Annotated in this window: 13 protein-coding genes and 2 pseudogenes; 9 read left to right on the forward strand and 6 right to left on the reverse strand. The window is 66.8% G+C overall.

Annotation, left to right across the window (positions count from 1 at the left end):
• Positions 1 to 3 precede the first annotated feature (3 nt).
• Positions 4 to 795, forward strand: a complete 792-nt coding sequence (locus CDN38_RS16780) for an SDR family NAD(P)-dependent oxidoreductase (protein WP_075510106.1) — start codon at positions 4 to 6, stop codon at positions 793 to 795.
• A gap of 56 nt (positions 796 to 851) precedes the next feature.
• Here the strand turns inward: CDN38_RS16780 and CDN38_RS16785 are convergent, their stop codons facing one another.
• On the reverse strand, positions 852 to 2,411 hold the full coding sequence (locus CDN38_RS16785; RefSeq protein ID WP_075510105.1) for an LCP family protein: 1,560 nt from the start codon (positions 2,409 to 2,411) through the stop codon (positions 852 to 854).
• Between the two features lie 269 nt (positions 2,412 to 2,680).
• Between CDN38_RS16785 and CDN38_RS16790 the strand changes: the two genes are divergently transcribed.
• Together CDN38_RS16790 and CDN38_RS16795 are read left to right on the forward strand one after the other, a co-directional pair.
• Positions 2,681 to 3,373, forward strand: coding sequence for an LppP/LprE family lipoprotein (locus tag CDN38_RS16790; protein ID WP_075510104.1), 693 nt, complete (start codon positions 2,681 to 2,683; stop codon positions 3,371 to 3,373).
• 54 nt (positions 3,374 to 3,427) lie between these two features.
• Positions 3,428 to 4,174 (forward strand): DUF2510 domain-containing protein, encoded by a 747-nt coding sequence (locus CDN38_RS16795; RefSeq protein ID WP_075510262.1) that lies wholly within the window; start codon positions 3,428 to 3,430, stop codon positions 4,172 to 4,174.
• A 24-nt stretch (positions 4,175 to 4,198) separates the two neighbouring features.
• On the opposite strand, the gene CDN38_RS16800 is transcribed toward CDN38_RS16795, so the two are convergent.
• Together CDN38_RS16800 and CDN38_RS16805 are read right to left on the reverse strand one after the other, a co-directional pair.
• Positions 4,199 to 4,459: a hypothetical protein gene (locus tag CDN38_RS16800; RefSeq protein WP_180276341.1), complete on the reverse strand. Its 261-nt coding sequence runs from the start codon at positions 4,457 to 4,459 to the stop codon at positions 4,199 to 4,201.
• Positions 4,460 to 4,531: 72 nt separating this feature from the next.
• Entirely contained in the window at positions 4,532 to 6,394 is a 1,863-nt protein-coding gene (locus tag CDN38_RS16805; protein WP_082277049.1) for a serine/threonine-protein kinase PknD, read from the reverse strand.
• 259 nt (positions 6,395 to 6,653) lie between these two features.
• Here CDN38_RS16805 and CDN38_RS16810 point away from each other — a divergent pair.
• Positions 6,654 to 6,973, forward strand: a pseudogene (locus CDN38_RS16810) (SLAC1 family transporter); the annotation flags it as partial.
• Positions 6,974 to 7,002: 29 nt separating this feature from the next.
• Here CDN38_RS16810 and CDN38_RS16815 read toward each other — a convergent pair.
• Positions 7,003 to 8,232 (reverse strand): multidrug effflux MFS transporter, encoded by a 1,230-nt coding sequence (locus CDN38_RS16815; RefSeq protein ID WP_233026908.1) that lies wholly within the window; start codon positions 8,230 to 8,232, stop codon positions 7,003 to 7,005.
• A gap of 86 nt (positions 8,233 to 8,318) precedes the next feature.
• On the opposite strand from CDN38_RS16815, the gene CDN38_RS16820 reads away from it, so the two are divergent.
• The gene (locus tag CDN38_RS16820; RefSeq protein WP_075510099.1) at positions 8,319 to 9,008 is read left to right on the forward strand and encodes a GAP family protein; all 690 of its coding nucleotides are present in this window, start codon (positions 8,319 to 8,321) and stop codon (positions 9,006 to 9,008) included.
• A gap of 7 nt (positions 9,009 to 9,015) precedes the next feature.
• Here the strand turns inward: CDN38_RS16820 and CDN38_RS30945 are convergent, their stop codons facing one another.
• Together CDN38_RS30945 and CDN38_RS16825 are read right to left on the reverse strand one after the other, a co-directional pair.
• Positions 9,016 to 9,921, reverse strand: a complete 906-nt coding sequence (locus tag CDN38_RS30945; protein ID WP_233026909.1) for a hypothetical protein — start codon at positions 9,919 to 9,921, stop codon at positions 9,016 to 9,018.
• Complete coding sequence (locus tag CDN38_RS16825; protein WP_233026910.1) at positions 9,849 to 12,149, reverse strand: patatin-like protein; 2,301 nt, start codon at positions 12,147 to 12,149, stop codon at positions 9,849 to 9,851. The genes CDN38_RS30945 and CDN38_RS16825 overlap by 73 nt, the downstream gene beginning before the upstream one ends.
• A gap of 253 nt (positions 12,150 to 12,402) precedes the next feature.
• Between CDN38_RS16825 and CDN38_RS30045 the strand changes: the two genes are divergently transcribed.
• The 4 genes and pseudogenes from CDN38_RS30045 (at position 12,403) to CDN38_RS16835 (ending at position 14,547) form a co-directional block, all read left to right on the forward strand.
• Positions 12,403 to 13,008, forward strand: a complete 606-nt coding sequence (locus tag CDN38_RS30045) for an alpha/beta fold hydrolase (RefSeq protein WP_204903245.1) — start codon at positions 12,403 to 12,405, stop codon at positions 13,006 to 13,008.
• Between the two features lie 51 nt (positions 13,009 to 13,059).
• A complete protein-coding gene (locus CDN38_RS30050) occupies positions 13,060 to 13,299 on the forward strand; it encodes an alpha/beta fold hydrolase (RefSeq protein ID WP_201258261.1) in 240 nt (79 codons plus the stop codon).
• A gap of 138 nt (positions 13,300 to 13,437) precedes the next feature.
• Positions 13,438 to 13,550, forward strand: a pseudogene (locus CDN38_RS33055) (IS982 family transposase); the annotation flags it as partial.
• A gap of 121 nt (positions 13,551 to 13,671) precedes the next feature.
• Positions 13,672 to 14,547: an alpha/beta fold hydrolase gene (locus tag CDN38_RS16835; RefSeq protein ID WP_180276342.1), complete on the forward strand. Its 876-nt coding sequence runs from the start codon at positions 13,672 to 13,674 to the stop codon at positions 14,545 to 14,547.
• The last annotated feature ends 19 nt before the right edge of the window (positions 14,548 to 14,566 follow it).

The raw sequence follows: 14,566 nt of genomic DNA on the forward strand, positions 1-14,566 counted from the left end.
ACCATGAAGCGACTCGAAGGCCAGCGGATCTTGGTGACCGGCGCCGCCTCCGGGATCGGTCAGGCCACCGCACTGCGGCTGCTGGGCGAGGGGGCCGCGGTGGTGGGCGCCGACATCGCGGCCGACGGATTGGCCACGACAGCGGACCGCGCCGCCGAGGCCGGGACCGGCCACCGGTTCACCATCGGGGAGATGAACGTCGCCGACGAGCGGTCGGTGGCCAACGGCGTGCGCCGGGCCGTCGACACCCTCGGTGGTCTGGACTCACTGGTCAACGCCGCAGGTATGTTGCGCGCCGCGCACACTCACCAGACCGGCACCGAGCAGTGGAATCAGATCATCGCGGTCAACCTCACCGGCACCTTCCTGGTGGTCCGGGAAGCCCTGCCGGCGCTGCTGGCCAACCAGCGCAGCACGATCGTGAACTTCAGCTCCACCTCGGCATCGTTCGCCCATCCGTACATGGCGGCCTACGCGGCGAGCAAGGGCGGTGTCCAGGCCTTCACCCATTCCCTGGCGGTCGAATACGCGAAGGCGGGTCTGCGTGCGGTGTGCGTGGCGCCCGGCAGCATCAAGTCCGGCATCACCGATGCCACCGGCGGTTACCTTCCGCAAGACGCCGACTGGTCGCTGTTTACCCGGCTGATGCCGGTTCTGCCCACCACCGAGAAATCCAGCGGCGCCGGAATGGCCGATCCGTCGGTGGTCGCCGGCGTCATCGCCATGCTGGTGTCGCAGGACGGTGCGTTCATCACCGGCACCGAAATCCGCATCGACGGCGGAACCCACGCCTAGCTAATTCACGCTGCGCGCGTTGCGCGCCTTAATTCACGCTGCGCGCGTTGCGCGCCTTAATTCACACAGGGAACTCCGCCGCCATCGATCGGTTTTCCGTGATCGGGCGTCGGATACGTGGTCAGGGTGCCGCCACTGTAATAGGTGTTGGGCTTGTTCCCGGTCGATGTCCCGGTCGATGTGGTGGTCGTGCTCGTTTCCTGAGATTCGTCGAGGGCCGGCATCGCGAAGTCGGTATCCACGGTCAGCTGGATGTGTCCCGGCGCCAAGCTGGGGTCCGCTTTCAACGTGTCGACGCCGAGCAGGCTGGCCAGATTCTGCGCGTCGGTTTGGGCGCCGGTGCCGTATTTGATCGTGCTGGTCGAGGGATCGCCGGCTTGGCGGTCCCGGACCTGGCCGGCGGTGTAGCCGCGTTTTCGCAGCGCGCTGGACACCTGGCTGGCCATCCCACTGATGCTGCCCGCATTGACCACGTCGACGACGGTGGACGGGTCCGGTTTCGCGGCGGGGGTCGTGGTTGTCGCCGCCGGGGCACCGGTGCCGATCGCCGCGGCTACCTCGGCCTTGATCGCGGCCGGGTCGATGATGTTGACGTCCTGGCCGTCGATGTTGTCATAGCGCACCACAGGCAGGGTCCGGAACTCGACGTTCCCGCCCGCCAGTTCGCCCATGCGGCGGAACAGATCCTCATCCCAGCCGGCCGACAACACGACGTCTTTACGGGCCACGGTCATCAGGCTGTCGAGGCGGTCCAGATTGGTGAAGGTGCCCGAATCCTGCAGATCGTGCATCACCGACGACAGAAATGCCTGCTGCCGATGGGTCCGGTCCAGGTCCCCGTTGTCCAGACCGTGACGCTGCCGCACGAACGCCAGCGCCTGGGCCGCGTCGAGTCGCTGGCGTCCGGCGAGAAAGTCGGCGCCGGAATACGAGTCGTATACGGCGTGGTTCAAACACACCTCGACACCGCCCAGCGTCTCGGCCAGATCGTAGAAACCGGCCAGATTGACCTCGGCGAAGTAATCGATCGGAACGCCGGTGAGGCTGCGGACCGCACGCAGGGTCGCCGCCCGGCCGGCCTCGCGGCCCCGGGTCTCCAGCTCTCGCTGGGAGCTCACCCCTTGGTTGGCCAACTGCTGAGCGACGTACTGCTTGGTGAGCCCGTACGCTTCCTTGATCTTGATGTGGTTGTAGCCCGGAACGCCGGTGAAGGGCACCCAGTCGTCACGGGGGATCGAGAAGGCGACAACCTTTCCGTCGGCGCCGACGTGCACGAGGATCAGGGTGTTGGTGTTGTAGCCCCCCTGGTCGGAATCACCGGCGTGCAGGTGTTTGAGGATCGACCACGGCAGGTCGTTGCCCTCCTGGTCTTTGCGGGAGTCCAGCCCGATCAGCAGGATGTTCATGTTGTTGCCGGTGGACCGCGGGTCCTCGGCGGTCAGGGCCTGGGAAATGGTGATGCCACTCAGCGCGCCGTGAGCCACCCAATATCCGGCCCCGGTCATGCCCAGGGCCACCACGGAGACCAGGGTCATGAAGCTTCGCGACAGCCGTCGGCGCAGCGGCGACGGCTTACGGACAGCGCGACGGCGGTGACGTCCGCCCGAACGACCCATCACAAGCCTCGACCCGTCACCGGTTCACCGGCCGGCGCCGGGTCGGCGGTTTGCCGGGACGTCGTTTGCTGCATGCCGTCTAGTATGCGGCAGATTGCTGCGCAGCCCCCACTCCAGATGCGCGGATGTGGGCAGACTCACCCGCTGAGCAGCGGCTACTCCGCGGCCAGTTCATTTCCCCTACCTGCACCTTCTGGCTACAATTCGCCAAGCTCGGAAGTACCGGGGAGGCGTCTGCCGCCCAACAGGGAGGGGTGTCGGGCACGAACATGGCATCGGGCGATATCGACCCTAACTGGCCCCCGCCGGCCTACGAGCCATCCGACGATGTCGATACGACTCCACCGACTCCACCGACTCGACCGGCGGGGCCGGCCCGGTCCGGACGCGTCAGCTGGCTGGTGGCGGTAGCCGTCCTAGCCGTCGTAGCGCTCGGCATCGTGGCGGTCGTGGTGTTCTCGGGCAAGCCGCGGCCCGGCGCCGGTCCAACGGCGGCGCCCACGACCGCCCCGTCGAATCCGCCGACTACGACGTCCACCACGCCCGCGGGCCCGTGCGGGCCGGATGAGGCAACCGCGGTGTCCGCGGCACTCGCCCAACTCCCCCCGGACAAGAAGACCGGCAAACCATGGAATCACACCCCGCAGTTCAGCGACTACGATCCGTGCGCGGACTTGTCGGCGGTGGTGGTGACGGTGGTGGATGCCACCCGCAGCTCACCGGACCAGGCGCTGATGTTTCACCGCGGGGCGTTCGTCGGCACTGCCACCCCGGTGGCGTATCCGTTCACCGAATTGGAGGTCCCGGCCTCCACCGACGACCTGGTCGTCCTCACTTACCGGAGCAGACAAAGCTGTGACGCCTGCGATGACGGCACGCTGACCACCGTCGGGTTTCAGTGGCAAGGCGACCACGTCCAAATGCTCGATCCGCCCCCGGAGTCGTTGGACTCACCGCCGTGATCCGACGTGCCCGGCCGAGCCCTCACCGACCCCGACGTTGAATGGAGCGTGACCGTGCCGACTTCACCGCCGGCAGGATGGTATTTCAATCCCGACGGTTCGGGCGGACAGCGATATTGGGACGGTCAGCACTGGACCAAGCATTGCCGGGCGGACCGCTCGACGGCACGCTCACCGTTTCGGGCCCTTGCCAACGGGGTGCGCCGGGGCTGGTCAGGGATGCCGGCGGCACTGCGGCTGCTACTTCCCATCGCCTTGGTGCTGATGTCGGTCGGAATCGGATTCGCGTTCTGGGTGAAATCACCCCGCGACGACTGGGCACGGCTGCCGAAGCGGCTCAACTGCCAGCTGCAGGACGGACCGAAGCCGCCCGACAACCTCACCGTGGCGTCCGTAGACGTCGGCCATCCCCGAAGCGGGGTGTTGCAGCTGGTGGTTCGATTCGCCCAGCCGTTGCCGCAGTCGCCGGCGGGTAACCACTCGTCCGGCTTCGTGGGTTACGTCCTGACGTACAGTGTCGCCAACAACGGCCAGAAGTTCGTCGAGCTCGGCCCGGAACAGGACACCGACGACCTTGCCATCATCCGCACGCAGGGCCCCGCCAGCACCGATGCGTCGATGCGGCCCGACCGGGACACCAATGCCCGCAGGATCACGCCCGACACCATGCAGATCAACCTCGAACTGAAGCGGCTCGGCGTCGAAAATCAGCCGGTGGTTCCCGAGCTCACCGTCGACTCCCAGTTCAACACGCCGTCCACCACCACCGTGCAGTATGCGTCGCAAGTCTGCCGGAGTTAGCCAAACCCGTTGTGCGCCTTGATATCACGAGATTTCCTCGCCCGACGTGTAATACCAGCGGATGTTGGAGCCGGTGATCATTTCCAGGATGAATACTCCCAGTGGTTCGACCTCGTAGTAGTAGTGGACGTTGCCGTTTGCGTCCAGCGTGCTGGCGCAGCTGCGGCTCGGTGTCCCGCACCGTTGCTTGATCGGCATGGCTAGCGCGGCGATCAGTAGCACGACCGAGAACCACACCCCAAGTGGGACTCTTCTCAATGCGAACCTCGTCTGCGAAGAAAGCATTACTGCAGGCAGTGTATGCGGCTCGCGGAGCGTCTTGGCCCGCATCGGGCAACCGAAATCCAGACCTATCGGTTAGCGTGCGGCTAGTTTGAGCACCCGGTTGTTGTTGCTGTCGGTCACGTAGAAGTTTCCGGCTGCATCTACCGCGACGCCTTCGGGATGGTTGAGCCCGCTGAGCGGTAGCACGGTTTGGGAGCCGGCTCCCGCCGGCAATTTCAGGATCTGGTTCTTGGGAGAGTCGCTGACGTAGACGGCACCGGTCTGGTCTACCGCGACGGCCGTGGGGAAGACGAGCTCGGTGAACGGAAGGATGATCTGAGTGCTCGCTCCGGCGGGCAGTTCGAGCACCCGGTTGTTGTAGGCGTCGCAGACATACACCGCGCCCGAGCTGTCGACCGCCACGCCGGCGGGAGCTTTCAGGCCGGTGAACGGCAGCACGGTCTGGGGGCCGTCACCGCCGGACAATTTCAGCACCCGGTTGTTAGGCGTGTCGACGACGTAGACGTTGCCGGCGGTATCGACCGCCAGACCCGCGGAATCCTCGGCGCCGGTGTCGGCCAGCTTCGACTGGCTGGTGGCGCCGGCGGGCAGGGTGAGCACCTCGCCACGGGCGTCGGAGACGTACACGGTGCCAGTGCTGTCCACCGCCAGGGATTGGGGGCGGTTGAGTCCGGTGAACGGCAGCTCGGTCTCGGCGAACGAACCGGACGCCAGCTGCACCACCCGATTGTTGTAGTAGTCGCCGACGTAGACGGCGCCACCGGGGCCCACCGCGACCGGGGTGGGGCCGTTGAGCCCGGTGAACGGCAGCACGACCGGTGCTGGCCGGAGCGGCTCGGATGGTTCCGCAGCTTGCGAGACGGTATGGACCGTCGGGTTTCCCGCAATCGCGCCGACCGCGACGACGGCGATGACCAGGGCAGCGGCCGCGCCGCCGAGTTGCCAGGGCCTGCGCCGGTGCCATGCCGGGGCGGCCTGCGAGGGCGGTGGTGCGGCCGTCTCCGATCGGGGTGGCCTCTCGGCGGTCCCGTTGTTGTCGGGTGTCACGTCGGTCGGCTGCGATCCCGCCGGGGTGGGGGCGTCGCCATTCGGGGTGCGCGCCGCGTCGCACGGGCCGAACTCGGATGCGTCGTCGAGCACCTGGCGAGCCGCGGCGGCCGGCTCCCGGGCGGTTGGGTAACGCTGGTCGGAGTCCTTGGCCAATCCCCGGGCGATCACCTCGTCGAACCCGGCCGGCAGGTCGGGCTTGACGTCGGTGGGCCGCGGCGGGTCCTGTGTCGTGTGCCCGGTGAACTGCTGCTCGAGCGTTTCACCCGGAAACGGCAACTGACCGGTGAGGCACTCGTAGAGCACACACGCCAGCGCGTAGATGTCGACGCAGGCATCGTTGGTCCCGTCGGTGAAACGCTCCGGCGCCATGTAGCCCCAGGTGCCCAGGATCGAGCCGGTGTAGGTCAATTTCGGTGCGGCTTCGCCGCGGGCTATCCCGAAATCGATCAGGTAGACGAACTCGTCGGCGGTGATCAACAGATTGGACGGCTTGACGTCGCGGTGCACCAATCCCTGTTCGTGGGCGGCGAGCGCCACCGCCACCTGCTCGACGATCGTGACGGTCAGCTCGGGGGTCAGGTGACCGTCACGGTTGAGCAGGGCCTGCACATCGGTGCCGTCGACGACCGGCATCACCAGATAGAGCTGGCCGTCGATTTCGTCGGCCTCGTGAATCGGGATGACGTGCGGTTCGTTCAATTGGGCGACACCATAGGCCTCGCGGCGGAACCGTTCCCGGTATCCCGGCTCGGTGGCCAGCTCCGGCGCCAGCACCTTGATGGCAACCTCGCGACGCATCTTGGTGTCATGGGCACGATAAACCTTGCCCATGGCTCCCTCGCCGATCACCTCGATCAGCTGGTAGCGCCCGAACAACGTATCCACAATCCGCCTCCTGACAGGGCTTGCATGCTACCCAACGGCCGCGACAGGGTGCCGCGCCGCGAGTTGCACGGCACCTGCGCCGACGGCAGTCGCCGCAGGTCGAAGCGGGTAACCGGGCCGATACGTGACACGCGTCGCAGCCGCGGTCGCTCGGCGAGGTGCGCTGGCGATACGCCGCCGGCTTTTCCCGCGGTGGCACAGGGCGCTCCGGCCTGCCGGATCATCGTCAAGGCTGCCGCGCCGGTAGTGTTGCTCAGCTATGGCCACCGCAAGCCCGGCGGATGCTTCGTCGGCGCTCACGCGCGTGGAAGTGCTCGGCAATATCGGGCCCACCTGGTTCGCCTCGGTCATGGGCACCGGAATCGTGGCCATTGCCGGGGCCACCCTGCCAGTCCACCTGCCGAGGTTGCGCGCCTTTGCCGAAGCGGTCTGGGTGATCGCGCGGTCCTGCTGGTCGTGCTGATCGTCCTGGTCGGCGGGCACTGGTTGCGCCATCCCACGGTGGCCCGCACGCACGCCCGCAATCCGCAGCTGGCCCACTTCTACGGCGCCGCACCCATGGTGCTGATGACCGTCGGCCCGGCCGGATGGCCGGGCACCCGCCGTCGTCAATGTGCCGGTTGCCGGACTCGTCCGTACCTGGCCATGGCCCAGGTGAGCAACACGAATGCTGTTGTGCCACATGCCACGTACAACAGCCCCAGCGGTGTCTGGGTGCGTTCATGGAATGCGCCGACAGCGGCCATGGCGGCGCTGACCACGAGATAGCCGATGCCGCTCACCAGACCGCCGATCAAGCCGAGATTGCGGGCGAAAAGGCCCATCGCCAGGCCGTACATCTGCGGGCAGAGCACCCCGCACCCGGCCAAGGCCAGACTGGAGCCGATCGTGAGTGCCCATGCGTCGTTTCCGATCAGCAGTCCCGATCCGACCAGTATCGAGCTGCCGATGCCGAAGACCGTCAGTGCGCCCATGGCCAGCCGGCGCGCCGAGAGGCGAACCGCCAGAATGCCGCAGGCCAGTTCGCCGCACAGATTGGCCACCCCGACGATCAGTGCCATCAACCCGTAGGCCGCCGGCGAGAAACCCAGGTTCTGCTGGTAAAGGAAGGGTCCGGCCACCCCGAACGCAAGCTGCGCCGAGGCCATCAGGCCGAAAACCAGCACGAAGCTGGTGAACACCCGATGCCGCAGCGCGGCGGCCATTACCCGGACGGTCGCCCTCGGGTGGATCGGTGAACGCTTCTGCCGCGCAAGCGTTTCGGGCAAAAATAGCACCACGACCACCGCGGCGAGCGCGGCCAACGCCGCGATCGAAGCGAACACCAGCCGCCAGTCGAGAAACTCGACCAGCACCCCGCCCGCCGCGGGCGCCAGCACCGGCGCCAACCCCCACGCGACGCCGAGCAGTCCCGACACCGACGTCAATCGCCGGCCGCGGAAGCAATCCGCGGCAATGGCGTAGGGCACCACCATGCAGGCGGACGCGGCCGCGCCCTCGACGAAGCGCGCCGCGAGAAGCACCGGCACGCTGCCGGCTACCGCGCACAGCACGCTGGTGGCGACAACGATGCCCAGGCAGGTCAGCAGGACCGGTTTGCGGCCCCGGGCGTCCGCGATGACTCCGACGGGGACGAGCGCCAAACTCATCCCAAGCAAGTAGGCCGCCACGGTGTGTTGCATCACCGTCGGCGAGGCGCGCAGATCGACGGCCATCTGTGGCAGCGCGGGGGTGTACAGGTCCAGCGGTATCTGGCTCATCGGCACGACGAACATCAGGATCGCAACGAGATACCGTGGCGGCGACGCGGGCCCATGTTCGGGATACGCGTCCCTCACAACGCCGGATCATAGACCGGGTCATCGCTCGTCAAGGCGAATCGCTGGGAGATCGAACCCCCGGGGTGCGGTGGGGTGGCCGGTCGATGCGAAGATTGCAGGCCGTGACAGCTAATTGGGGTGCGGTGCTGGCCAGTCTGGTTCCGCTCGCGCTCGTGATCGCGGTTTCGCCGTTGACGGTCATCCCGGCGGTCCTGGTGCTGCACGCGCCGCGGCCGCGGCCGACGGGCCTGGCATTCCTGGTCGGCTGGCTGCTGGGGCTGGCGGCGGTGACCGCGATCTTCATCGCGGGGTCCGGCCTGCTCGGCGGCCTGCACCGGACGCCGCCGGCCTGGGCGTCCTGGGTGCGGGTGGTCCTTGGTTCAGCGCTGATCCTGTTCGGCGGTTACCGTTGGCTGACCCGCCATGGGCACGCCGAATCGCCGCGCTGGATGCGGTCGTTCTCGACGATTACTCCGCGGCGCGCCGGCATTACCGCGGCGGTGCTGGTGGTGCTGCGACCCGAGGTGCTGATCATTTGCCTGGCGGGCGGATTGGCTATCGGCACCGGTGCGCTCGGCGTTGCCGGTAAGTGGATATGCGCCGCGATCTTCGTCGCCCTCGCCGGGAGTACGGTCGCCTTCCCGATAGTGGGTTACCTGACTGCCGGTGATCGCCTCGACGAGCCGCTGACCCGGCTCAAAGATTGGATGGCGAAGAACCACGCCGCAATGCTCGCGGTGGTGTTGGTTTTGATCGGAGTGATGGTGCTCTACAACGGGATCCGTGCGCTATGACGTGCTTTCACCGGCGTCCGGGCTTGGCGGCCGCGATGACCGTGACGCCCAGCGCGACCGCGCCCACGGCGATCAGCGGCCGCCACCACTGTTCGCCGAGCCAGTAGATATTGGCGCCCAGCAGGCCGGGATGGTCCGCGTCGCCGAACAGCCAGCTGCGTGCGACGGGCGTTGCCAACGAAAGCACCGCGCCGGCCAGCGTGACCGAGAGCAGCGCAAAAAGCGACCTGCTGGAGAACTGCCATGTTCCCAGGACGATCAGATAGCTACCGGTTCCGGCCATGATCAGGCCGGTGACGCCGAGCACCGTTGCCGATTGAATCGCGGTGACAACACCGAGGATCAGCAGCATCGCGCCGACCATGATCGTGGTCCGGGCAATGCCTTTGGCCAACGACACGACCCGGTATCCACCGAGCGCCAGGGTTCGTAGGGTAACCACGGATGGTTTGAAAGCGCTGGGAAGCGACCGAATCGAGCCTGCCGCCGCGGATGCGGTCGCGACGGCCTTCGCGAGGGTTTGCGCCATCAGCGGTGATCGCTTGTCGCTGGCAAACGTTTCACCCGCGACCGGATTCTCGTTCAAGAGAGCGTATTTGGCGTCCCCCGGGGTTGCGGCCAACACTTTCTTGGCCCAGGTCCGCGACGTTGTCGGGCTCCAATCCGGCCGCTGACCCGGCTGCGGGTCGATCACCGTGGTGGCCAGTGTGTCCAGCTCCTCGTCGAGGATTCGCTGGTGCCACGCCTGCGCCAGCCACAGCGCGGTCAGCGGAATGCTCGTCGGCAACGGCATCGTCGGGTCGTCCAGAAATGCCAGCTCGTCGAGCACCATGGTTTCGGTCAGCAGCTGCTCAGGACCGCCACCAAAGGTCGGCAGCCGGTAGCCCGAACGCGGAAACTCAGGTGCGCCCAAGGCTTTGAGTTGGCGCAGAACCACTGCGCCCGGCTCTCGGGTCCGGGCGTGCCGACCCGGGTCTGCGCGATCCAGTGCACACGTCGTGGGTTCAGCAGCACATGGACGAGCCAGCCGGCTCCGTCGAGCCGTCCCCACATCCAGTCATTGACTCGCCAGGACCGCTTGTAGAAGGCGCCGAACTGATGGAACTGCATACCGGTGAGCTTCTGCTGGGCACTGCGGCAGTCGGGCGCGAGCAGACTGCGGGTATCGGCACTGACCTGCACGAGCTCCACCGGCTGCTCGATGCCCGAGTCTGCCGGCAGCATGGCCCGCTGTGTCGCGGCCAGGTCGAACAATTTCGTCGCTATCGCGGTGGAGTCGTCCCCGGCCCCCAGGTAGTCCAGGTAGGCATCGAACGCACTGGGACCAACGCGATCATGTGACAGCAACGCACCTCGATCGGCGCCGACGGCAGCTGCGGCGTTGGCGCACAACCGCTTCAGCGTGTCGTAGCCGTTGACCAATGCGTCGCCGAGCCGGTCCCAGGCGTCCTGTTGCACCGCCAACTGTTGGAGATAGCCGTCGGCGATCAAGGCGGCCGCATCCTTGAGCGACCCTTCGCGGATGGACGTGTTCTCGCATATCGCGCGCACCAGACCACCCAGGTCGACTGCGGTGGGCGACGGGCCGGCGGCATGGATAGCGGCGGTGAGCGCTGCCAATTCGGCGATATCGGCGTCCGACTTCGCCAGGCGGTATGCCGCCTGGGCGACGGCGAGCGCGCTGCCTTTCGCAAGCTCGTATGCCGGCTGGCCATACCGGGCGAGGTCGGCGGTGCTCTCGGGCAGCGGCTGGTGTGGCGGTTGCGACCAACAACTCAGTAGCGCCTCGGTGATGTGTTGGCGGCACGCCTTCTCGGTGTCGACCGCCGCCAGTTCGGGTTCCCAATTCTTGGGAACCCGTTCGGTTGCGGTGCTCGACGCCGGTAGCCAGCTGCCGAGCTGGCGGAACAGCGCATCGGTCAGCTGGCGCGCATGTTTTTGTGCCTCGCGTGCCTGGTAGTCGGTCAGTAGCGGCGGTGTCAGCAGCCGAGAGCCTTGCGGCAGCGTCGCGGCCAGCTCCGCCAGGCGCAACTTGGCGTCGATCCGGGCCGCCGTGCGGTCCTGATGCCCGCGAATCGCTCGCAGGTCGGTCGCGATCGACTGGGTGGTGATCGCGCCCAGATCCCGCAGCAGACTGGCGAGCAGCCCGAGCCGCTCGTCGGCGCTGTCCGCCGCCGCTTGTTGCATCAGGTTCGGTGGGGGTCCGGACGACGGGACGACGAACAGCAGCACCCGGCGCACCGGACGCCGGGCGGGACGGTCGCAGATGCGTTTGAGCAGCACGTCAATGGGCCGGTTGTCGAGCAGGCTGCCGTCGGCGACCCAGTGCGGGCGGGTGATATTGGCGTAGGGCGCCATCGGCGGTCGCGCCGGGATGGTGCCCTGCGCAGGGGTTCCCTTCATGAAGGGCACAAAGGAGGGCTCGAACGCGAGGGGAAACGAGGCCGAGCTGCGCGCCGCCAGCGCCAGAGCCGCGGCGATGCCCGGCTCCGTCAGGTCCGCCTCGGTGAAGGTGAACAGACCACGGCGGTTGACGTATTGGACGCGAGTGCCGAACGAATCGGTGAAGCTGCTCGCCTCTCCGGACAGCAGCGTGGTCGTCACGTACAGGGTGGTGGATGGGATGCGGATGCCGCCGGGAAACTCCGGCGGCGGGAACGGACCGATCTCGAGTCTGGGCAGCTCCGTCGCCAAGGTGGCGAACAGCCGCTCGTCGCCGTACAGCAGGGACGGCGTGAACTCGTCCCGCGGGTCTCGCAATAGGTCGGTCAGGGACCCGAGATCGAGCCACAGGTCCCGCAGCCCGCCGAGGTCAGCGCCCGAGATGCGCGACGACGCAAGCAACGCCGCGTTGATGGCGCCCCCGCTTGTCCCAGACAGGATGTCGACGTCGACGATCATGTCGAGCAGGTCGATGAGTTGGGCGTAAAGCCGCAGGGATGCCGTCGACTCGGTGGTGAGCCGGCTGTTCGTCGGGAAGCTCCCGCCCGCCCTTCGCCATTGTGAGGCTTGCGCCAGCAGGTTGAGCTCGCGCGCGACGCCGGCCATCCAGACCGTGAGACTGACCCCGCCCGTCATCATCGTGGCGAGCCGGAGTTCCAGCGTCAGCTGGGTCACCGGTGTCGGCTGTTCGAATGCCATCGCGCACCCCTCAATGTCTGGAGTCGGCTGATTGAGCCGCATCCCGGGGCTTAGATTAGCCAGAGCGCGTCTCAGCTATGGAAACCCGTTGAGCTGCAAACACGCGCGCCGACTTCAGCAGGTTAAAGCATGTCAAGATCGATTCCGTTGATTGCGAGTTGACTAAGTGATTCCGCGTCGGCGTACCCCACCATTTCGCGCTCCCTCGGGCCAAGTCGTGCTGGGAAGCATCGCCGAACTGGGCTATCAGCGCTTGGGCGGGATCGAGCAGTGGGTCATCATCCGCGGGCAGAACCTGGGCAATCCAGTGCTCATCTACTTGCACGGAGGGCCGGGCTTCAGCGGAACTCGTTTGTTCCGCCACTTCAACGCCGATCTGCAGAAAAGCTTTACGGCCGTCTACTGGGACCAGCGCGGAGCGGGCCAGTCCTTCGAGCGCGCTATTGACCCATCGTCGATGACGGTCGATCAGTTCGTCGCGGACCTGGATGACCTTGTTGACGTGGTACGCGCCCGGACCGGCGCAAGTAAGGTCATCATCTTCGGGCACTCCTGGGGCTCGGTCCTCGGGGTACTCTATGCCGCTCGATTCCCGCACAAGGTCGCTGCCTACGTCGGCAGCGGGCAGATCGGCAATTGGCAAGCCGCCGAGTCGGCGTCGTATGCCTTTGCGTTAGCCGAGGCGCACCGTCGCCACCACCGCAAGGCCCTCAAGGAGCTGCAAGCGCTCGGCCCGCCGCCGTATCCCGCCGCAAGCGTGTTCAAGCAGCGCACCTGGCTACAGCGCTTCGGCGGCCAGTTGAGGCCACGAGTGTTGTGGAAGTTCGGTCGAATTTCTCTCGCTGGGACCGAAGCATAGATCCTTGATGTGATCAACCAATTCCGTGGCTTCCGGTTTTCGATGGACGTGATGTGGGACCAGGTGTCGACACTTGATTTGCTGCAGCTCGCTCCCGAGTTGCAGATGCCGGTGTTCTTCTTTCTCGGCCGCCATGATCACTGGGTGCCGCCGGAAACCAGCATGGCCTACTTCGAGGTCTTGCGCGCGCCATCGAAAACCGTTGTGTGGTTTGACGACTCAGGACACGAGCCGTTCATGGATGAACCCCTCGAGTTCAATCGCATGATGGTGGTGCGACCGGTCAGCTGACCGATCCGGGATGAGCAGTTCCCAATAGCGTGCCGGGTGAGCACCACCTGCGTCGACTGTGTACTGGCAGCGAGGACACGCCGGGAGATGCCGCCGTGGTTGCACTTTCGGCGGAGGACAGCTGATCACCGCCGCGGAGGGGTGCTCGTCGCATGGTGTCTGGCCGACCCGAAGCTGGGCGAAAGGGAGATCGCCGCACAGCTTTTCGCCCATGCCCGAGATCCCGGGTGCTGCGCGAAAAGATGATCGTGGGCTACGCAACGCGGCGCGCGAACCCGCGTCGGGCGGGCTGCCCGGCGGTTGTTCGGACTTTGGCGCAGGGAGGGCGGCAACACGACCGGCTGACCCGTAGCTTGGCCTTAACATCAGGTGATGACGACTGCACCGGAATCGTTCTCGATCCAGGGGCCGGGCGGGGTCCGCATCGTCGCCGACCGATTGGGTGATCCGCGGGCGCGCGCCGTGGTGTTCCTGCACGGCGGCGGGCAGACCCGTCGCTCTTGGGGGCGGGCGGCTGCCGCGGTGGCCGAACGGGGTTGGCAAGCCGTCACCGTCGACTTGCGGGGCCACGGCGAATCGGACTGGTCCAGCGAAGGCGACTACCGCGTCGTGAGCTTCGCCCGCGACGTCCAGGAGCTGCTGCACGGCCTGCCCCCGTACCCAGTCCTGGTAGGTGCTTCGCTGGGTGGGTTCACCGCGATGCTGCTGGCCGGCGAGCTCGCGCCGGGCATCGCCAGCGCGGTGGTGCTGGTGGACATCGTGCCGAACATGGACCCCTCCGGGGCGAATCGGGTGCACGCTTTCATGGCCAACCGGGTGGAATCGGGGTTCGTTTCACTCGACGAAGTTGCTGACATGATCGCCGAGTACAACCCGCATCGCCCACGACCGTCCGATCTGGAAGGTCTGACCACCAACCTGCGCCGCCGCGGCGATCGCTGGTATTGGCACTGGGACCCGCAATTCATCAGCGGGACCGCGGCGTTTCCCCCGATCGAGGTCACCGAGGCCGACCGCCTGTACGCCGCCGTCGCGGCGATCCTGCGCGGTGGAGTGCCCATGCTGCTCATTCGTGGCCAGATGAGTGACCTGGTCAGTCAGGAGCGCGCGGACGAATTTCTGTCCCGCTTCCCGCAGGTGGAGTTCACCGACGTGCGCGGCGCGGGGCACATGGTGGCCGGTGACCGCAACGACATCTTCGCCGGCGCTGTCCTGGACTTCTTGGCCCGCAGGCTCGACAACGCGTGACGTCAGCGCGCGGCCGACG

This window comes from Mycobacterium ostraviense (assembly GCF_002705925.1).
Lineage (GTDB): Bacteria > Actinomycetota > Actinomycetes > Mycobacteriales > Mycobacteriaceae > Mycobacterium > Mycobacterium ostraviense.